The sequence below is a fragment of the Bradyrhizobium zhengyangense genome (assembly GCF_022012555.1).
Lineage (GTDB): Bacteria > Pseudomonadota > Alphaproteobacteria > Rhizobiales > Xanthobacteraceae > Bradyrhizobium > Bradyrhizobium zhengyangense.
Window position 1 is genome coordinate 1 of the sequence record NZ_JAKLTZ010000030.1, and the last position, 18,405, is coordinate 18,405.

Consider the following 18,405-nt stretch of genomic DNA (forward strand, 5'->3'; position numbering starts at 1 on the left):
TTTTGCACCTGCGCCTGGAACACCGATGCAGGAGGGCCGTCCTCCATCTCTCATAAAGCTGTACGCATCAAATTCGGATATTCACCTCCTTCATGCTCTGCAGCACACCGTGCCAGATCACCTTTCACAAGATCGCTTCGGCGACCACGGAAGACGAACAGGTGACCGCTGAGCGGGTCCTTGCGCAGCACCTCCTGCACTTGGCGCGCCAAGGACGGAAAGCCTCGGCGCATATCCGTGTGGCCGGTCGCCAGCCACACTCGCGCACCCGCCGGAACCGGAATCATCGGCGCACCAAAGCATCGAGAACACGACGCAGCGCGTCTCCATCACCATCCCTGGAATGCGCACTCCATCAACCTCGCCATCGATCCGGATGCGGGGTCCGGTACCAAGATCAATCTCGATGATGCCTTGGCTCTTCCGTCGACGCCCCGATGTCGTCGCCAAAGGGGCTTCGGCAACCTCCCGCGGCGGCACAGACGGCCGACTCTCGACCGGCACGAACGGCCGCTATACTCGCTTCACCGTGCTTACAAAGCTCTTTGCGCCACCGGAACAGCTGGCTCACATGAAGGCCGGCCGTGCGAGCCACCTCGGAAACATTGGCTCCGGGCTCGAGCGATGCTGCAACTAGCCGTTCCTTCTCATCCCGCGACCACCGGCGCCGCCGCTCGACCGATGTGATCACCTCCGCCCTCGAAATCGTCATAGCGCTTCTCCTAGGATTACCCCTAGGACCTGCAGCGTTCGCCTCCGTCAAACAAGGCGGCCCTCAACGGAGGAATACTATGTAAGTGTTACGAGCGGCACACACTTTGCAATATCGTTCGGCACTATCAATCCGGCGAAAGGCGAAGGGCAGCACGCGCACTAAACGACGAGGTCGATGATCTTCTATGTCAGCGCCAGGGGACTTACCTAATTCCGCATTGAAGATTAGCCTCTGCATCCGCGCTCGTGCTTGACGCGAGACGATTCATGATCCCGTAAGTCGAGTAACGATACGGAGGTCAGCCGTCGTGCTCTCTTGATCCCTAAATTGCATCCTCTCGACACGACGCCCCACTAGACGCGGCAAGCTCAGAAGCGTGACATTGAGGACACTTGGCGCCACATCGCTCACCTCGTCCACGACATCCAGCCTCGCGAATGCACCTGAATGCATTTCGACAACGCTTGCGAACACCCAAGTGGTCCGGACATAAAGCGCTATGTGACAAACAGAAAGCCGGCCTTAGCGGCTGGTTTCTTGAAGGCGACTAACCAATTTGCATCCAGATTGCTTGTTCTTAGGGTCGCCAGCCCCGATGCTATCCGTTTCCGTTCGGAAGTCTAAAGCCTGGCGCATCTTGACATGGGCACAGCGGACCTTGACGGCTTGATTAGACGAACGGCCACGGCGCTGGCCCCAAGCGCACTTGCGCGGGCCCACAAAAATGTTGGCCAAACCGTCTTCTCCCGCCTATTGCAAGGAGAATACAGCATATCAGTCCACTCGCCTGCTGCGCGCATTCAGCGTCATTAAAATCGGCCTTTGTGAACTTCAGCGCTTGGGCTCCGCCCCTTGCACGACGAACCCGCCCGGCTGCGACATGGCGACGAGGCGCGCCGCCGGCGGAGGAGCTGGCTAGTGACCTATTGTGGGTACCTTGGCTGATAGGCCTCGATCCGATCGAGGCAAGTTGAGAAAGCAGTGCCGCATCTGCGACTTCGCGACATCGCCAAGCCGCCAGCTTTCGCGGATAATGTCGAGGAGGTCTCCATCTTGACAGCGTCGGTCCATTTGCTGGCGCCCCCTTGCGCGAGGCCGTCGGCCGACCATTCTATGGCTCCCTTGGCGCCGACCGTTGGACGGACAATAGCGGCACGTGCCAAGTCAAGCGGCTGGCGTCCAACGCTCGGCTACCCCTCCTGTGCAACTCGAGCTGTCTGCACGCGTACACATCTTAGAAACGTTGCCAGCTACCTTCCCAAAGGCAGCTACCAATCCCGAGAAGCTCCGGGGTATCGCCGATATAGGAAACGTGAATCAAATTCTGGCCCGAATGAGCGAGCCAATTCAACAAAGGAATTGGACTTCAGTTGGTCGGAGGCATCTAGGCGGTTTGCCTTGAGCAGATCGACAAGACCGAATTAATCTCCATGGCGCTGCCTAAAATTACGGCGAGCGTCAAGGCTTGCAGGTAGACAGCGAGCTATACGGAGAGCAGAAGGGGCGCTGTGGACGAGAACGTTAGGACAGCCACCAGCCTTACAATCGGATGGCTCGAGCACATGACAAACCTGAGGAGAGCGATCCGGATCGAACCGCCGGCACGCTCTCGCGATTGGCTCACACTAGCCCGTCCACCCTCTTCCTCTCCATCAGAAGGAGCCGCTCAAAAGGCTTTCGCCCGGCCCTTTCCGGAACGACACACGGCCTCCTCAAAATCCCTGAGACTCAGCAATGCCCCGCGGCCATCCGTCCACCGTTTGGTTTTGCACTCCTCTGCCACTCGCCGCGGCAATCCAGATTGTAGCATTGCCGCCAACGAGGAGGACCGCTAAAAGCACGATACGCCATTGATTTACTATGTGAGCGTACGATTTCTACCATGTAAGAGAACTATACGAAGGTTTGTAATGCGCCTTTTTTTTTGGCTATGCTGATTTCGGCGGCCGACGTAGAAAGCGCTCAGGAGCGCTTGTCCGGCGGCTCGAACAAATTCCTGCATTTTAATCATCCCGCCAGAAGGGCCGGACGGATACAAGCATGTTTAATTGGCTCATCGCGTTTGGACGTTCATCGGCGCAATTTATTTTGGCTAGCATTACGCTCGCGGCATTGACGCTAGCTTCCTTGTATCTTCATAGCCCTTTCGCAGCCACAGCGCTTGTCTATTTGGTCGTGATTTTGGTGTTTTCGCTGATTGGCACTTTCGTCGCATCGTTGGCGCTTTCCATAGTCGCCGTCAGCGCTTTAATTTACGTCCTCACGTTCAATCCCCAGATCGACGCCCCTCACGAGCTTTTGGTGATTATCGCTTTCCTTACTGCGTCCATCATCGGAACGCGCCTGATCGCAAAACTCCGCTACGAAAAGGAAGCAGCGCGTGAGGTCGCCGCCGAGCTAAGGCACAGCGCGGACGATCTGCGCAACCGAGAGAAACTCTGGCGCGAGATCTTTGAGCATAACCCGGCCATGTACTTCATGGTCAATGAAACCGGAACCGTCCTGAACGTCAATAGTTTCGGCGCGATCCACCTCGGCTATACGCCCGCGGAACTGATCGGCCAATCGGTGTTCAGAGTCTTTCTGAAAGACGATCGCGAGGTCGTTCGCAAATCCATCGAGCGATGCCTTACATATATCGGCCAATCGCGTACATGGGAAATCCAGAAAGTCCGTAGGAACGGCTCGGTGCTGTGGGTGCGCGAGACTGCCAAGGCGATCTTGTGGGCCGACGATAAGCCCATCGTCCTCATTGCCTGCGAAGATATCACCGAACAGAAGCGGACGGTTCTTGCTCTTCAGCGGAGCGAAGCGCATTTGGCTCAGGCGCAAGAATTGAGCCACACAGGCAGCTTTGGCTGGAACGTGGCCACCGGCGAGGTCTTTTGGTCGAAGGAAAGCTTTCGGATATTCCAGTATGATCCAGAGACCAAAGTAACGGCGCAACACGTCATTGACCGCACTCACCCAGAAGACAAGACTTCTGTCCAAGACACTTTGAATCGGGCCCTTCGAGGCGAGCATTTCGAGCACGAATACCGATTGCTGATGCCCGACGGCTCGATAAAGTACATTCACGCGGTGGCACGTGCTACGAGAACCGCGTCCGGGAATATCGAGTTTGTCGGGGCGGCCACGGACGTCACGACAGCAAAGCAGACGGAACAACAACTGCGCCGTAGCGAGGCCTATCTGGTCGACGCGCAGCAGCTCAGTCGCACGAGCACCTGGTCGTGGGACTGCAACCGTCGCTGTTTTGCTTATCGCTCCGCCGAAGTCAGTCGTCTATTTGGCTTTGACCCGGATGAGCCGGTGACCATTGAGGCCATCCGATCGCGGATTCATCCAGACGACTTGCCGCGGCAACAGGAAATCCAACGTCAGGCCATTGAACAAAAAACAGGGAATTTTGAATACGATTTCCGAATCTGTCTTCCCGACGGCGCGATACGACACATACATGCTGTTGCGCACGCCGTGCTGGCAAGCGATGGCTCAACTGTCGAACTCGTCGGAACGCACATGGATGTCACTGAGCAGCACGCAGCCAAACAACAATTGGAAGACACTCTTGCTGCGCTACGCGAGAGCGAGCAGCGCTTTCGTGACTACGCCGCAACTGCTTCTGACTGGTTATGGGAGACCGGGCCGGATCACCGGTACACCTTGTCGGAGCACACCAACGCTACGGACCTCTTGGCAAGAGCGGTCATCGGCCTGCGTTGCTGGGAGATTGCGAGCGACGTTGAAGAAGAGCCCGAGAAGTGGCGGCAGCATGAAATAACGCTAAATGCCCATCTTCCATTTCGCGATCTGGTCTATCGTACCGTGGGGAGGACCAGGTCACCAATCTACTTCCAGAGCAGCGGCAGGCCCTTATTTGATGTAAGCGGCCATTTTCTCGGCTACCGAGGCGTGGCCACTGATATCACGGCGAAAGTTCGCGCCGATCAGGCTGAACAAGGACTGCGAAAGGCACAGGCGGATCTTGCGCATGTGACGCGCCTGACGGCGCTGGGGGAACTAACAGCCTCTATCGCCCACGAAGTGAACCAACCGCTCACGGCCATAATCAGCAACGCCGATGCGTGCCTTGGCTGGCTACGTCGCGAAGCTCCCGACATTTCCGCCGTGCACAGATCCGTAGAGTGGATCATTGATGACGCTATGCGCGCAAGCGAAGTGATTCGCAGGGTCCGCACACTCGCGAGGAACGGTGATATCGAGATGGTAGCGCTAGACATTAATGAGGTTGTGAACGACTCTATCGCGCTGGTAACGCGTGAGCTGATTAACCACCAAGTGACCTTGCGAACTGAGCTAGCACCATCACTTCCCAAAATTCTCGGTGACCGGGTTCAGCTGCAACAAGTAATCATCAATCTGGTGATGAACGGAGTAGAGGCCATGCAAGCTGTTGACGACAGAGCGCGCGAACTGATGATTCAGTCATCCAGAGACAATGAGAGCCGCGTGCAGCTCTCCGTGACTGATAGCGGCGTCGGCATCGCTGAGGGTGATAGGATCCGAGTCTTAGATCCGTTCTTCACCACCAAATCTACCGGCCTTGGAATGGGTCTGTCGATCTGCCGCTCGATCGTAGAAGCTCACGGAGGCCGCCTGTCGATCGTCCAGAAGCAAGAGCCGGGCGCATCCTTTCAATTTGTCCTGCCAGTCGTGTCATGATTGGAATTTGACTAGCCGTGTGAAATCGGGTCGACAAGTACGATCGTGCTTATTGTCGAAAGCTAAACGGCTCGATGCCTCGACGAAACTTTCGCTCGGCATATCTGGATATCGCCGCATTCGGATCGGCTCACGGAATGCTGCAGGGCACACCTTCGGGTCGCATGGCCATCGGGTTCTTGACACCGACTGCTGGGACCGTGAGTTTGTATCTAACCTGGCGAAGTTGAATGTTCACCCCGCATGAACCTCAAACTGAGGAAGGCGAAGCGTTCGATCGGATCGCAACAGAATCGAAGCTGAGCAGACGATCACGACGCCTCGCTGGCAAGCAGCTTTGGCACTGGGCACCACCGGCTCCGATTCAGGGCGCTTTCGCGTGCTTCCCGCTCGACGGCCCGAATGCCGCTTCCGTCCGCAGAAGGATGCACGAGCTGAGCAGCAGACCACTCGTTAGATAGCGAAGCGCTGGCGATTAGCCGCAGTCTCAAGAGCTAACGCTGCGGGTTCCCTAGTCACACCGCCGGCGCCTTCAGGGCCTTGAGTGACGGCCTTAACCGCTTTCCGGCCAGATTCGCCACAAATTCCATCGGTACTTTTTGAAGGGGTCGATCCCTTTCGGGGTGTCAGCCCTAAGAAGCTGAGTTCCTTCAGCAAGCGCGTCGTGCCGCTTCGGCTTGACCGTACAAGCTGATCAGCTTGGACTTGCACGCGTTGCTGTACGAAATCCCCGGCGCCGCGATACGATTATTACGGCTCCTCGATCTGGCCGAAGCGGAAAGAGGACGAGACGTTCGAGGCCCCCTCCTTCAAAGCGTTGAGCCGATGGGACGTCCTGGGCCATAGCGGAACACATTGACGCACAATCGAGCGCCGGCACCCAACCTGCGCGTCAACAGCGACGCCCGATGCTCGCGGTTCTGTTTTTCGACGCGGCAAGCCAACGCATAAGAGCGTTGCTGCTTCCGCTTATTCATCGGCTCGCGGCGAGCTAGGCGCTGACTCTCCGCGCCGCTACGTGCATTCCCTTTGCAACCTATTCGCGGCTTGGATGAACACTATCAAGAAAATTGATTTTTCGATCCTACCTGAAGCCTCGTAAGTCGTATCCGTTCTTTACAAGGAGGACGCAGCTACTCGTGCGGTTCGATTTTCTCTTCAGTCAAATGCTCGACAATTGCAGCTGCTCGACCAGGCGGGGGGATCATCGTAGCTCCGTGCCGACAGTGATGCGCTCAGGCCTCGACACAATCGCACTATAGGCGACCACAATGCGAATCCTACTGGTCGATCAGGACGCCGCCTTCGTGCGAGCCGCCAAGAAAACCCTGTTCGTTCGCGGTTTTGCCGTGGACCTCATCTCTACTCTTGACGAAGCGGAGACCGCGCTGAGTTGTGCCAGCTATCACATTCTCTTGCTCGAGTTGGCTCTGCCGGACGGAAATGGATTGGACTGGTTGAAACAGTTGAGACGTGAAGGATATTCAATGCCTGCCATGATGATGAGCAGCCTGAGCGATCTTGAGACCAGGATCGCGATATTCAATGGTGGCGCCGACGATTTTCTTCCTAAGCCGGTGTCTATCGATGAGCTTATTGCTCGAATGCGCGCCATTTTGCGACGATCGACGCAATTGACGGCACCCGTGATCACCTTCGGGAACTTACATTTCGATCCTATTGGCCGGCAAGTCTCAGTTGACGGTCGGCCACTCAGAATTGCGCGCCGCGAAGTCTGCATTCTCGAACATCTGCTCAGCCGAGCAGGCCGCACCGTGCCGCGAGCGTTGCTAGAGGAAAGCCTCTATGCGTTTGACGATGAAGTCTCGACCAATGCCTTAGAAGTCGGGATCTATCGATTGCGCACACATTTGAGCAAGTCCGGCACAACGCTACGAATCAAAACCGCGCGCGGCGTCGGCTACGCGCTTGAACTGAAGAACGATCCGCTGCCTTGCCGCCACACTTGAAAACGACGCTCAGTTGAAGTTCCCCCTTGATGTTCGCAGCTGCCGATGGCCGACGGCGGTCACCTCAGCTATTCGCTCGCGCCTTCTGTATGTCGTTTGCTCGCTTCCTCTCGTGCTGCCGCCCACTACCGCAGCTCAGATAAAGCGCGACCCTAATCAGGCGTCGCCACGGTCAACAACTGACAGCCTTAGCGGGGTCTTGAATCTTTCCTCCTCTCAGGGCCAGACGATTCATCTTCCGGCGCCGGCGGCCAGCATATTCGTTGCCGACCCAACGATAGCCGACTACCAGGCCCCATCGAATACAACCATCTTCGTCTTTGGAAAACAGTCGGGACGGACCAGCCTATTTGCTTTGAACGACAATGGAGAAGCGTTAGCCGAGTTACGTGTTGTCGTTACCCAGCCTATCGAGGATTTGCGTGCTGCACTAAAGGCTGAGCTCGGGGACCATCCGATCCAAGTCACCTATACGCCACGCGGCGCAATTCTGAGAGGGACAGCACCAAGTGTCGACGTCGTTGAGCGCGCCAAGAAGATTACCGAGCAATTTCTGGGCGCGGGCGCGCTGGTCGTCAACAACATCCAAGTGGCCGGCTCATTGCAAGTGACGCTTAGCGTGCGCGTGGCGGAAGTCTCGCGCAGCGCCGTGAAGGAGCTTGGCATCAACCTCTCTGCATCGGGCCAAAACGGAGCGGTCATTTTCGGGTTTAGCAGTGGCAAGCCTGGCGGTTCCGGTGCGAGCCGGGGTGGCGGCACGGCAAGTGTCGGAGTCGGCGTTGGCAGCACGAACATCAGTGCTGTACTTGACGCCCTCGCCAACGAGCATCTCGCGTCGGTATTGGCGGAGCCAACTCTTACCGCGATGTCCGGCGAATCAGCAAGCTTCCTGGCAGGCGGCGAATTTCCAATTCCGGTCATGCAGGACAATCGTCAACTCTCAGTTCAATTCCGTCAATTCGGAATCAGTCTGGAGTTCGTTCCGACCGTTCTCAGCAACAATCAGATCAATATCCACGTCAAGCCTGAAGTCAGTGAGTTATCCAAAGAAGGTGAAGTCAATATCAACGGAATGTCTCTGCCTGGCCTCTCCACGCGACGTGCCAGTACTGTTGTCGAGCTTGCCAGCGGTCAGAGCTTTGCAATCGGCGGGCTCATAAGACGCAATTTCAACACCGACATCAGCACGTTTCCCGGGTTAGGCGATGTCCCGATCCTTGGTGCACTGTTTCGGTCCTCCTCATTTCAGAAGCAGGAGACGGAGCTTGTCATCGTCGTTACCCCTTACATCGTGCGGCCAGCATCATCTGCCGCCAAGATAAGCGCGCCGACTGACCGCCTCCGGCCGCCATCAGACGGGGGGCGCATTTTAACGAATACGTTGGCGCGTCCCCCGCGAAGCCGCGAGGCTCCCGCACCGAACCAGACGCGACCGGCGGAGCCGGCTTTGTTATCGAATGAGGACCGCTAATGACCTTGCGAAACCTGGGCCACTTGATTGCCGTAGCGGCAACCGTAGGCGGATGCACACATAATGCTGCGATCTATTCTGAGCCGACTGATCAAGCGATTCAAGTGGAGCAGAAGACCAGTATCTTGCGACTACAGAGCCTTCGTCGCGCCGAGAGGTATGGTCTGCGTAATTTCATTGCGAACGCCAGCCGCGGTCGGCGGGATGCACTCCATCTGGACGTCAGTGGTTCGCCCCGGCTCATTACGCAGGTGGCTCATGAGGCCCGCGAGATGGGCGTTCCCGCCTATAATATTCGCCGGTCCGCTTCCCCCGTAGATCTGCCCAGCCATTTCGGTGTCCAAATCGAGGCGATCATTTACGAAGCACGTCCTCCGCTCTGTCCATCCCTTTCAATCATCGGCCCTTCAGTAGACGACAATTCTTTCAATCCAACGCTCGGCTGTTCGATCCGCAATAACCTCGCGGTCACGGTCAACGATCCCGGCGACTTGCTCGAGAACAGAGCTATCTTGCCAACCAGTGGTGACCGTGCGGTGCTTCCGCTTACCGCACGGGGAGGTCTCGCCGCAGGCAACAAGAGCCACTTGGAAAGTGACACTCATAATCGCATTGCGTCAGAAGCCCAATGAGCACTCTCAATGGCTGAGCGGCAAGAGCATTGGCGATACTCTGGCGGCCAACTTCCGCAGACGCCACGATCTGCTTCCGCCTTTCCAGACGACGTGACTTACAGATCAAGTAGCGACTGGACGTCTTTGACTAACACGCCCGAATGCATCGCATTGCCGCGCCAAGCTAGACCAGGCCAGCGGCAAAGACTGCCTTTGCAACCCCCTCGAAACAGTCCTTCGGAACGGCCTTGCCCATTATTCCCTTTCGGATCAGCTGACGCGCCAAAGCAGGTTCCTGAATAATGCTCAGATGCAGCGCCCTCGCCTGATCAAACAACTGTGAAGCAAGTTCGTCCTCACCGCGGCATACCAAAACCGGCACTCCGGTCTGTCCACGAACGTAGCGCAGTCCAACTAACATCGCGGGGCCCGTCAGTATCAATGTGGCCCGATTGACTCCGAGCGGCGGCTCACTCGCCGATTCCCGACGAAGCCGGCGGTGTTCGCCCTTTACATGTGGGTTGCCTTCCTGCTCCTTAGACTCGCGCTTCGCTTCACTCTCCGTCATGCGCATGTCACGCAAGAATAGCCAGCGCTGAATTAGCAGGTCGGTCAAGCCGCCGATCAGAAACGCCCCAGCAGCAATTTCAATTAAGAATTTGACCTCTTTGAATACAAAGCTGAAACAACCCAAACCGCAGACAGGCAGGTACACCAGCGCCTTCCAACTTGCGAGTGAGGTGAAAAACAGCGTTACGCCGAGAAGGAACACTTTGATCAACGACTTACCAAGCTCGACAAGCGACTTCTGAGAGACAATCCGTTTGAGCCCTTTGATTGGATCCAATTTCTTAAGGCTTGGTTTCAGCGGCTCCACGGAGAACGTCAGCCCACCAGCAGCCAAGACACTGGCTAGAATGCCTGCAGCCACGGCCGCTCCAATGATTGGGGCAACGCTCGTCAACGAAAGTTCGATCAATCCGACCAGTGCCTGCTGGACCGCACTGTTGAAGGGCTGCCCCTGCAGCTTGTCGACGAGCCGCACCCCCTCACGCCATACGCCCTCGATCGCGCCCGCTCGGAAACATAGACAGCCGAATGCGGCGCAAATGCTAAGCGCGCTCACAAAATCGGCGCTGCGCGGGATCTGTCCCTTCTTACGCGCCTGCCGTAGCTTCTTGGGAGTTGGCGGACGCTTCTTCTCTTCGCTCGAGTCGCTCATTTTAGGAACTTCCCGAGCCACTCCAGCACTCCGTAGGACTGGATAATCTCCGTTCCCATGTATTCCATGAGGAAGACGGTGTAACTCACCATGATGATGCCAAAGGCGGCGTTCTTGATGGTGGGGGAGAGGTCGTTCAGCTTAATTTGCGGCGCAAACCGCCCTAGCAACATGAGGGATATCTCAATCAGGAGCAGCAGAGCCAGCACGGGTCCGGAAAATAGCAGGGCCGTGTGCATGATATGATCGAGAAGCGCTACAACTTCCATTGCCCCTTGCATTGTCAGAGGAGGTAGTAGCCGGTACACGGGCCAGATCAGATAGCTGCCATACAGGCACCGAACCATCGTCTGTAGACCTCCAGACGCAACGAAAATAGTAACCCCAGCAGTTCCGAGAAAGAGACCCGTGGCGGAGGCCTGGCTGCGCGTCGCAGGATCGTCCAACTGGCTTGAAACGCTCCGTTGCGTGTCAATGATGTCGCCAACTGCCTGGATGCTCCATAGCGGTATACTTAGGAACATCCCGAACAGCAGGCCGACGAATATCTCTTTGAGACCGAGGAACGCGACCGCGGCCAGACGGGTGGCCGGATCTAGAGTCTGCAGACCGGCCTTGACATGCGCAAGGCATGGCAGTCCAATCACGATCGTCAAGCTTGTGCGGATCATCCCGCTAATCTGCGGCCGCGTGAATACGGGAAGCACCAACATAATGCCTAAGGCCCGCGCAGCGCTAAGGCCCGCTGCAACGACGAACTCGACAGCACTCTGAATTAGAGCTTGCGCCTCGGTGGGTGACAAAGCATGCATTCGCGGCGCTCGTTGTTCGCCTCAGCTAATCTAACCGGTTCCGCTCGCCGTGCCTTAATGTTTGACGCCAAGGCCGCAAATAGTCGGCGGTGTTCGTTCTAATAGCGCTCAACGAGAGCACCAGCCGCACTGCGAGCCCGCAGGGTAGGCCGTCGATCCCCATACTCTCATGCTCGCTCGACAAACTGGCCAGCCACTTTGGTAATTCACCGGTGATGTCGATGGGCGGTTTTGTCCTCACAAACTCGGCCTTCGGTTCCTCACTAATACCTCGATGTGAGAGAGGGGAACTCCGTGAAGATATGTTTGGCCTGTTCGATAAGCGGCGCACTCAGCACCCGAGAAAACAGAACGAGCACGGCGACGACGACGAGGAGCCTCACGGTTAGGGGCAAGGTTTGATCCTGGAGCTGCGTTGCCGCCTGTATTATGCCAACACCCAAGCCGGCCACGAGAGCTGCTAGGAGCGGTGGCAGAACCCACATCATGAAGAGGACGAGCGATCGGGTCAAATGCGTGAGGATGCTGGTCTCGTCCATATTAACCTCCGGCCGTGGCGTAACTTAACACCAACCCGTGCATGAGCCGCGACCATCCGTCGATCGTGACGAACAGAAAGAGCTTAAAAGGAACAGATATCATTGTGGGCGATACCATTGACATGCCCATGGCCATCAGAATCGTCGTTACAATCAGATCAATCGTGATGAATGGAAGATAGAGAAGGAAGCCGATTTCAAAGGCACGCTTTAATTCCGAGATCAGAAAGGACGGTACAAGAATCGCAAAATCATCCGCTGTAGCGTTTGCCCGCATCTCCTCTGACCAAACATGTTCTGTGGATGACAGGAAGAACGTGCGCTGCTCCTCACTGCTGAACTTTTTCAGGTGAGCGCGCAGCGGCTCGCTTCCCTCCTTAGCGGCTGTCGCCCAGTCATCGAGCGTTTGGTAGTGAAGTTGCGGGGCGGTAACGTGGTTGTAGATCTGCTCCAGCACTGGAGCACCAATGAAGACCGTAAGGATCAATGCAGCGCCATACAGAACGATGTTCGGGGGTATGGATTGGGTTCCGAGCGCGTTGCGCACGAGGAAGAGAACGACGGAAACTTTTATGAATGCCGTCGTCGTGACAACTGCGAACGCCAGCAGACCGAGACCGACCGTCGCTGCAAGAAGTGCAGGAATGCCTGGCTGAATGTCAGTCATTGACCGCCAACCCACCACGTAGCCTGATGGCCAGTTCCTCCCCGACACGCACGATGTCGCCGTGGCCGATCAATCGACCATTGGCAACAATGTCAACCGGACGGTCAACGGGACGGCCAAGTTCAAAGACATGCCCTTCGTTGACGCTCCTCAACGTACCCAGCGGGATAGGCCAACGGCCGCATTCGAACACGAGCGTAATCTCAATGCTGTCGATGTCGGTTTCCGAGGGCAGGGTCGATGGCTGGGTTTGGGGTCGTGTTGTCATATATGCACTCTTGAGAGGGTGGGGTTGCAGGCGGAAGGGTCCCCGCAAGATTAGTCTGTCGCCAGCAATCTCCGCCGGCGCCCACAATTTGTCCGCAGTCAGGATGACCTGACCGCTCGCAAAGGGAATGACGTCCGGCAACAGCGCATCGCCAGTTTGTGCTTGGCGAAGAAGCCCGACGGACACGCGCAGCGAGCTAATCTCGCTGGCAACCATGATGGGCAACTCCGGGGAAAGCTTGCGCATTTCTCGGGGCAATTGGCCAAGCATCTCGCCTAACTTACAGAAGGCAGCCGGAACCGGACCCTCAAGAGACGAGAATAGGAACAGCCGCGCCTTGCCCACGAGCGCCCCGTAGACGATGTCGAGTTCCAGATAAGGACCTTCCATCGTTGCTTCGTCGATGCGGATAATTTGCAAATCCTGCGCTAGCAGATGCTCTACTCGAGTGAACCATGGTTCAAGCGCAAGTTCGAGGACGAAAGAGCGGGCTGGGTCCGAAGGTAACGTAAGGCCATGCTGCACTGTCGAAATCAATGCCTCCGCCAACTGGCGCGGCACCGACAAGACGGCCATTTCGGCTCCGACGCGAAATACACAATCAAGCATCGGCGCGGTCGATTGCTGCGCCTGCCACACAAGCCGGTTAATACATATCGAGACCGGCGTATCGCCAAGGCGGCTCTTCAGAACCGTTCGCCGGGGGGCCATCAAATTGAGGCACGAGACCGCGCTATGCGACAATCTTAGCCGCGGCACGAATCGTGCCGGTTCACCGACCGCATTTTCCGCGCTCATGTTCACGGGGTCGGCAGTTCGCGCCGACATAAGAGAAGCAGCCATTAAATCAAAACGCCAATTGCCTGGCTTCGCGAGCCACTCTGATACCGGAGCAAGACCTCATCGTCCGTTTCGATTTGAGCTGCACACTCCGAGCAAGCGTTGGTCGAGCGCTGCACATCGCACTCAATCTGCTGCCATTTCTGGCTCGCCGCCGAACGCTTGGCCCACACGACCCGCGCCTCAACAACCGCCGCCTGGGCCTGCTGTTGAGCGATGCGCGCTTGCTCAAGCACCTGGCGTGCAGTTGCGATCTCAGCTGTGAGGCGTCCAATGACGAGATGAAGCCTACGGTCGAGTTCGGTGACGCACATCCTGTTAGACGATGCGAGTTCTAAATAAAGTTCAGCTTCGAGGCTTGCGCGGCGTTTCTCGGCGCTGGCGGCATTCTTGGAAGCTTTCTCCATCGCTTTAACCGCAATTTGGCGTTCGGCTTGCGTATTGGATAATTGACGAAGCGCACTTCGCTCCCTCATGTCCTTCACCAGCCGCAATTTCGACGCTTGGCTGGGATTCAGTCGGTAAGACGCGACATCCACGTGATGGCCTCCTCAAAGCTGGACGGTTCATCCTGCCCCTGGCGCAAGAAATTCCGCAAGTCCTCGATCGACGCGATTGCTCGGTCGGTCAGCGGATCGCCCCCTGGCTTGTACTCACCGACCTTGATCAAAAATTCGGCCTCATCATAGCGCGAAAGAAGATCTCGAAAGAAAGAGGCGGCCTTTCGATGTGACACAGAGACGACCGCATCCATCACGCGACTTCGGCTCGACAACACGTCGATGGCCGGAAAATGCTCTCGCGATGCGAGCGCGCGTGAGAGAATGATATGACCATCGAGAATACCGCGCGACTCTTCGGCGATTGGATCGCCTGTCCCGTCACCTTCGACAAGTACGGTATAGAAGGCCGTGATCGAGCCCTGCTCGCCCATACCGGCACGTTCCAACAGAGCCGGCAGCAGCGCAAAGACGGAGGGAGGAAAGCCTCGCCGCGTCGGAGGTTCTCCCGCGGCTAGGCCGATTTCACGCATCGCGCGGCTGAAGCGCGTCAACGAATCCATCATGAGAACGACCCGCTGTCCCTGATCACGAAAGTACTCGGCGAGTGCCGTCGCCGTATGAGCACATTGCGCGCGCTCCATTGCCGACCGGTCGGAGGTCTCAACGACAGCGATCGTCCGATCGATGGCATTGCCAATATGGCGCTCGATGAATTCACGCACCTCACGTCCGCGCTCTCCTATAAGCGCAACGACGGTGACCTCAGCGTCCGCGCCTTTAACAATCTGCGACATCAGCGTCGACTTGCCGCAACCAGCGTCTCCATAGATTCCGATCCGTTGGCCTTCGCCACACGTCAGAAGTCCGTCGAGCACGCGGACGCCGAGCGGAAAAGGCTGCTCGATCCCCCGCCGCCTCATTGGGTTGGGTGCCCTGCCGCGTAGGGGACGAGTGTGGGTCGTCTTTATTGGCCCCTTCCCGTCGAGCGGACGGCCGAAGCTATCGATGACGCGGCCCAGCAAATCGGCACCGACCGCAACTTCCTGCATTCGCCCGGTCGGAACCACTTCCGCACGGCTAGACATGCCTACCATGTCGCCGATTGGCGTGAGCAATACTCCATCCGGCAGCAGACCGACCACCTCCGCATCAAGTGACCATCCCGTACTGTGATCCTGCAATAGGCACAGCTCCCCAACGTGGGCCCCGGGCAGCACGGCATGGACCAAGGTGCCGACGGCTCGGGTGACTCGTCCGCGCACAGCACGCGTATCGACATGCTTTGCCGTAGATTTCAGAGATGATAATGCTGCGTGCACCGCGCCTTCAGCAGCCGCATTGCCATAGCTTGGCCTTTGGGAAGTCATTGTTCGTCCTCCTGAACAGGCGGAGCAAGGGCGAGGCGCAGTGTGCGGAGCTGCGCGGCAAGTCCTAGATCGACATTACCAAACTCACTCCACAAAACGCATTGGTCCGGCGTTAGAGCCGGGTCCGGATCAATTCTGACCTTCGGACGCCCATGCGTTCCATGGAATGACGCGAACTCGCATGTCATGGCATCGACGTTCACAGGAGACACATGAAGGCGCAATTCCGCACCGCCATATCTTTGCTCGATAGCGTGACGAACCGACCTCACTAACATCTCGCCCGGATCGAACGAGCCCACCAAGTCGTTCAGGACCTCAATGACAAGTTGTGGCAGCTCCTGTTCCAGCACGGCTTTTCGCCGCGCCAGCTCAGAAGCAGCTCGAGCAACCAGCCGCGCCATTTCGTCCGAGCCTGTCTTCAGGCCTTCGGAGTGCCCGCGCGCCTGCTCGCGATGATAAGCGTTCCTTGCCCAGTTGCGAACCTGCTGTAGATACCGCTGAGCTAGCGCGCGCGTCTGTACCACATCGCACCAGATCCCAAGTTCCGAGGCTGGTATGACTGGACCCACCGGACGTATCTGCGGGCGTTCTGGCAATGCTGGCTCACCCGCGGTCATGCCGGCCGTGTCTCTGCGGCCAAATGGGTCATCACCAAAGACATCAATTGGCCCGCGGCTTTGTGATGTTCGGCGGCTGGACTCTCCGCGGCAGTCCCGACAGGCAAGCAGAGAAGCACGCGCGTACGGTCGAGTTCTGAGGCTCGCTTGAGGAAAGCGCCAAGGCAGGCATATCCGTCATGTGCAATCCGCTGCGAAAGTTGCTCCGGATCGACAATCAATTGGGTTTCGACGGCGCTGGATACATGTCGGATAGCGAAAGCATGTGCTTCCGCACCAATATTTCCGATCAGTGGAGCAAGATCATGCTTTGACACCAGCTTCAGTACCGAACGGGCATGCCAAATGCCGCCAGCGAGCAATGCCGCACGATGCGGATCATGCCCAAGCAAAGCGCCCCTTCCCCAGCTACTTCCCTTCAAGACCAGTTCACTGCCTAGGAGCAGTTCGACTAGTCTTTCCTGTAGTCTGGGAGTTTTCTGCAGTTGCAGCACTGTAGACGCCGCCAGCGACGCATCAAGACGTTCAGCAAAACGGCTTGGATGGATTATCGCAGCAAGCTCCCGCGGCCGACCGGAATGTTGGTTGAGCAAATGATTTGGTTCGTTGGATGTCATCGTTGCGGACATTGCATTCGGCCTATCTCGCATCGGAGTTCCGCTTTTTGCCAGCGGCTAGGACGGCGGGCATACTCGCCGCTGTGTCAATATTCGGCACTTTCCGCCAGAATTGACCTAGCTGGCGCACACGTGTGCTCAGCAGCACGTAAGATAGAATGCCGACCGCGGCGCCGACACCCCCGACCACGATCGCAAGAAAGGTGGCTGACGTGAACTTGGTCGGGTGGATCGAAGCAGCTGCTGGTGCAGAGAACATCTCATGCTGCGCTCGCTCAACCGGCACGAAAACGACGGCCACCTTGTCGTATGATAGTCCTTCAATGCCATTGGCGACGAGCATCTTGATTTGGGGCAACAAGGCTGAGAGGTTCGCATTGGAACCATGTCGAATGAAGACCGACGCCGAGGACGGGGTCGCATCCTGTCGCAAAAGGTCGTTCTTCGGCAAGACAACATGAACCCGGGCGGAGAGAACCCCATCGATATCATTGATTGTGCGCGACAATTCTTCGCTTAGGGCATAAACGTAACGAGCGCGCTCCTCAACTGGGGACGCAACCAGGCCGGATCCCTTGAACACCTCCCCAAGATTCTTAAACACCTGGCGCGGCAAGCCCTGGCCATTCAGCAGTTCTATCGAAACGGCCAATTGCTTTTCTTCGACCTGAATCGTGCTGCTACCGTCCTTAGCGACAACACGGACTGCATCGACACCCTTACTAAGGAGAAGGGCAAGCATCTCGTTGGCTTCACGCTCCTGAACTTTCGTATAGAGATCGGCCTTGCAGCCGGCTAGCAACAGCACAAGCGGCAATAGGAGAACGGCATGCACCTGCCTTCCAGAAGTCGCGCCGCGACCGATCTTTCTTTGCGCGAAAAGAACCATCAACCGCCGCTCAGCCCGCTGATAGCAGCTTATTCAGAGATGAACCGACGGCGCCAGCACTCTTGGAGATGAGCGAAACCTGAATGACGCCGTTGTAAACATCCCGCAGATTCTGCAACGTCGACTCGAAATTGTCGGCACCTTCTGGTTTTCCGATAACATGGACATCGACTCCGTCCAAGCGCGAGATAGGCCGCGCGGCGGGCCCAAGCTGGACGCTCTTCGAAGGGCCCGGCTCGCCGATCGAAGGGAGTCCGGTCGAAGGATATGGTTTGCCTAAGTGCGCTCCAAAAAGATTCTGCAGAATGCGATCGCCCAGTGGACCTGTCTGCGCGACTGCACGCTGAACCTCCGGTACAGGTGGCGCCAACGCGCTGTCGGCCACCAAAGAGGCGGCGCCTTGTTTCGATGCCGCCTTTGCAAGATGCTCATGAAAGTTGCCCGGCGCCGATGAACACCCCTCGGTGAGACACTCGCCGAGGTTGGCAGAGATCGGCATCGCGCCAAACATCACGGAAGGAATCATTGCTCTCGCGTCTATTAGCTGTCGTTGCCGGGAACGGCTCGGCACCCTAGCGAGCCGAGCTGACCAAAACCTGACGTGG

At 57.2% G+C, this 18,405-nt stretch carries 16 protein-coding genes and 1 pseudogene; 4 read left to right on the plus strand and 13 right to left on the minus strand.

Going from position 1 to position 18,405, the window contains the following annotated elements; translation table 11 throughout:
* Nucleotides 1-50: 50 nt before the first annotated feature.
* Entirely contained in the window at nt 51-287 is a 237-nt protein-coding gene (gene tnpB, locus L6639_RS40650; protein WP_128929706.1) for an IS66 family insertion sequence element accessory protein TnpB, read from the minus strand.
* A gap of 110 nt (nt 288-397) precedes the next feature.
* Entirely contained in the window at nt 398-712 is a 315-nt protein-coding gene (locus L6639_RS43640) for a transposase (protein WP_128929707.1), read from the minus strand.
* A 2,043-nt stretch (nt 713-2,755) separates the two neighbouring features.
* Here L6639_RS43640 and L6639_RS40655 point away from each other — a divergent pair.
* The 4 genes and pseudogenes from L6639_RS40655 (at nt 2,756) to L6639_RS40670 (ending at nt 9,474) form a co-directional block, all read left to right on the plus strand.
* On the plus strand, nt 2,756-5,401 hold the full coding sequence (locus L6639_RS40655; RefSeq protein ID WP_128929708.1) for a PAS domain-containing protein: 2,646 nt from the start codon (nt 2,756-2,758) through the stop codon (nt 5,399-5,401).
* Between the two features lie 1,271 nt (nt 5,402-6,672).
* Nucleotides 6,673-7,371, plus strand: a complete 699-nt coding sequence (locus L6639_RS40660) for a response regulator (protein ID WP_128929709.1) — start codon at nt 6,673-6,675, stop codon at nt 7,369-7,371.
* Between the two features lie 70 nt (nt 7,372-7,441).
* A pseudogene (locus L6639_RS40665) lies at nt 7,442-8,832 on the plus strand (type II and III secretion system protein family protein).
* Between the two features lie 9 nt (nt 8,833-8,841).
* Complete coding sequence (locus L6639_RS40670) at nt 8,842-9,474, plus strand: CpaD family pilus assembly lipoprotein (protein ID WP_128929710.1); 633 nt, start codon at nt 8,842-8,844, stop codon at nt 9,472-9,474.
* 166 nt (nt 9,475-9,640) lie between these two features.
* Here the strand turns inward: L6639_RS40670 and L6639_RS40675 are convergent, their stop codons facing one another.
* From L6639_RS40675 to L6639_RS40725, 11 genes are all read right to left on the minus strand, one after another.
* Complete coding sequence (locus L6639_RS40675; RefSeq protein WP_128929711.1) at nt 9,641-10,678, minus strand: EscU/YscU/HrcU family type III secretion system export apparatus switch protein; 1,038 nt, start codon at nt 10,676-10,678, stop codon at nt 9,641-9,643.
* The gene (gene sctT / locus L6639_RS40680) at nt 10,675-11,490 is read right to left on the minus strand and encodes a type III secretion system export apparatus subunit SctT (RefSeq protein ID WP_128929712.1); all 816 of its coding nucleotides are present in this window, start codon (nt 11,488-11,490) and stop codon (nt 10,675-10,677) included. The genes L6639_RS40675 and sctT overlap by 4 nt, the downstream gene beginning before the upstream one ends.
* Nucleotides 11,491-11,753: 263 nt before the next feature.
* Nucleotides 11,754-12,029, minus strand: coding sequence for an EscS/YscS/HrcS family type III secretion system export apparatus protein (locus L6639_RS40685; RefSeq protein ID WP_128929713.1), 276 nt, complete (start codon nt 12,027-12,029; stop codon nt 11,754-11,756).
* 1 nt (nt 12,030) lies between these two features.
* Nucleotides 12,031-12,696 (minus strand): type III secretion system export apparatus subunit SctR, encoded by a 666-nt coding sequence (gene sctR / locus L6639_RS40690; RefSeq protein ID WP_128929714.1) that lies wholly within the window; start codon nt 12,694-12,696, stop codon nt 12,031-12,033.
* Nucleotides 12,689-13,762 (minus strand): type III secretion system cytoplasmic ring protein SctQ, encoded by a 1,074-nt coding sequence (gene sctQ / locus L6639_RS40695; RefSeq protein WP_128929715.1) that lies wholly within the window; start codon nt 13,760-13,762, stop codon nt 12,689-12,691. Before sctQ ends, sctR begins: the two co-directional genes overlap by 8 nt.
* 44 nt (nt 13,763-13,806) lie before the next feature.
* The gene (locus L6639_RS40700; protein WP_128955093.1) at nt 13,807-14,343 is read right to left on the minus strand and encodes a hypothetical protein; all 537 of its coding nucleotides are present in this window, start codon (nt 14,341-14,343) and stop codon (nt 13,807-13,809) included.
* On the minus strand, nt 14,319-15,674 hold the full coding sequence (gene sctN / locus L6639_RS40705; RefSeq protein ID WP_128929717.1) for a type III secretion system ATPase SctN: 1,356 nt from the start codon (nt 15,672-15,674) through the stop codon (nt 14,319-14,321). The genes L6639_RS40700 and sctN overlap by 25 nt, the downstream gene beginning before the upstream one ends.
* On the minus strand, nt 15,671-16,294 hold the full coding sequence (gene sctL / locus L6639_RS40710) for a type III secretion system stator protein SctL (RefSeq protein WP_128929718.1): 624 nt from the start codon (nt 16,292-16,294) through the stop codon (nt 15,671-15,673). Before sctL ends, sctN begins: the two co-directional genes overlap by 4 nt.
* Nucleotides 16,291-16,923 (minus strand): nodulation protein NolU, encoded by a 633-nt coding sequence (locus L6639_RS40715; RefSeq protein ID WP_232995592.1) that lies wholly within the window; start codon nt 16,921-16,923, stop codon nt 16,291-16,293. Before L6639_RS40715 ends, sctL begins: the two co-directional genes overlap by 4 nt.
* A 10-nt stretch (nt 16,924-16,933) precedes the next feature.
* Nucleotides 16,934-17,800 carry a type III secretion system inner membrane ring lipoprotein SctJ gene (gene sctJ / locus L6639_RS40720; RefSeq protein ID WP_128929719.1) on the minus strand — a complete coding sequence of 289 codons (867 nt, stop codon included), beginning with the start codon at nt 17,798-17,800 and terminating at the stop codon, nt 16,934-16,936.
* Nucleotides 17,801-17,810: 10 nt separating this feature from the next.
* A complete protein-coding gene (locus L6639_RS40725; protein WP_232995593.1) occupies nt 17,811-18,326 on the minus strand; it encodes a nodulation protein NolB in 516 nt (171 codons plus the stop codon).
* Nucleotides 18,327-18,405 lie beyond the last annotated feature (79 nt).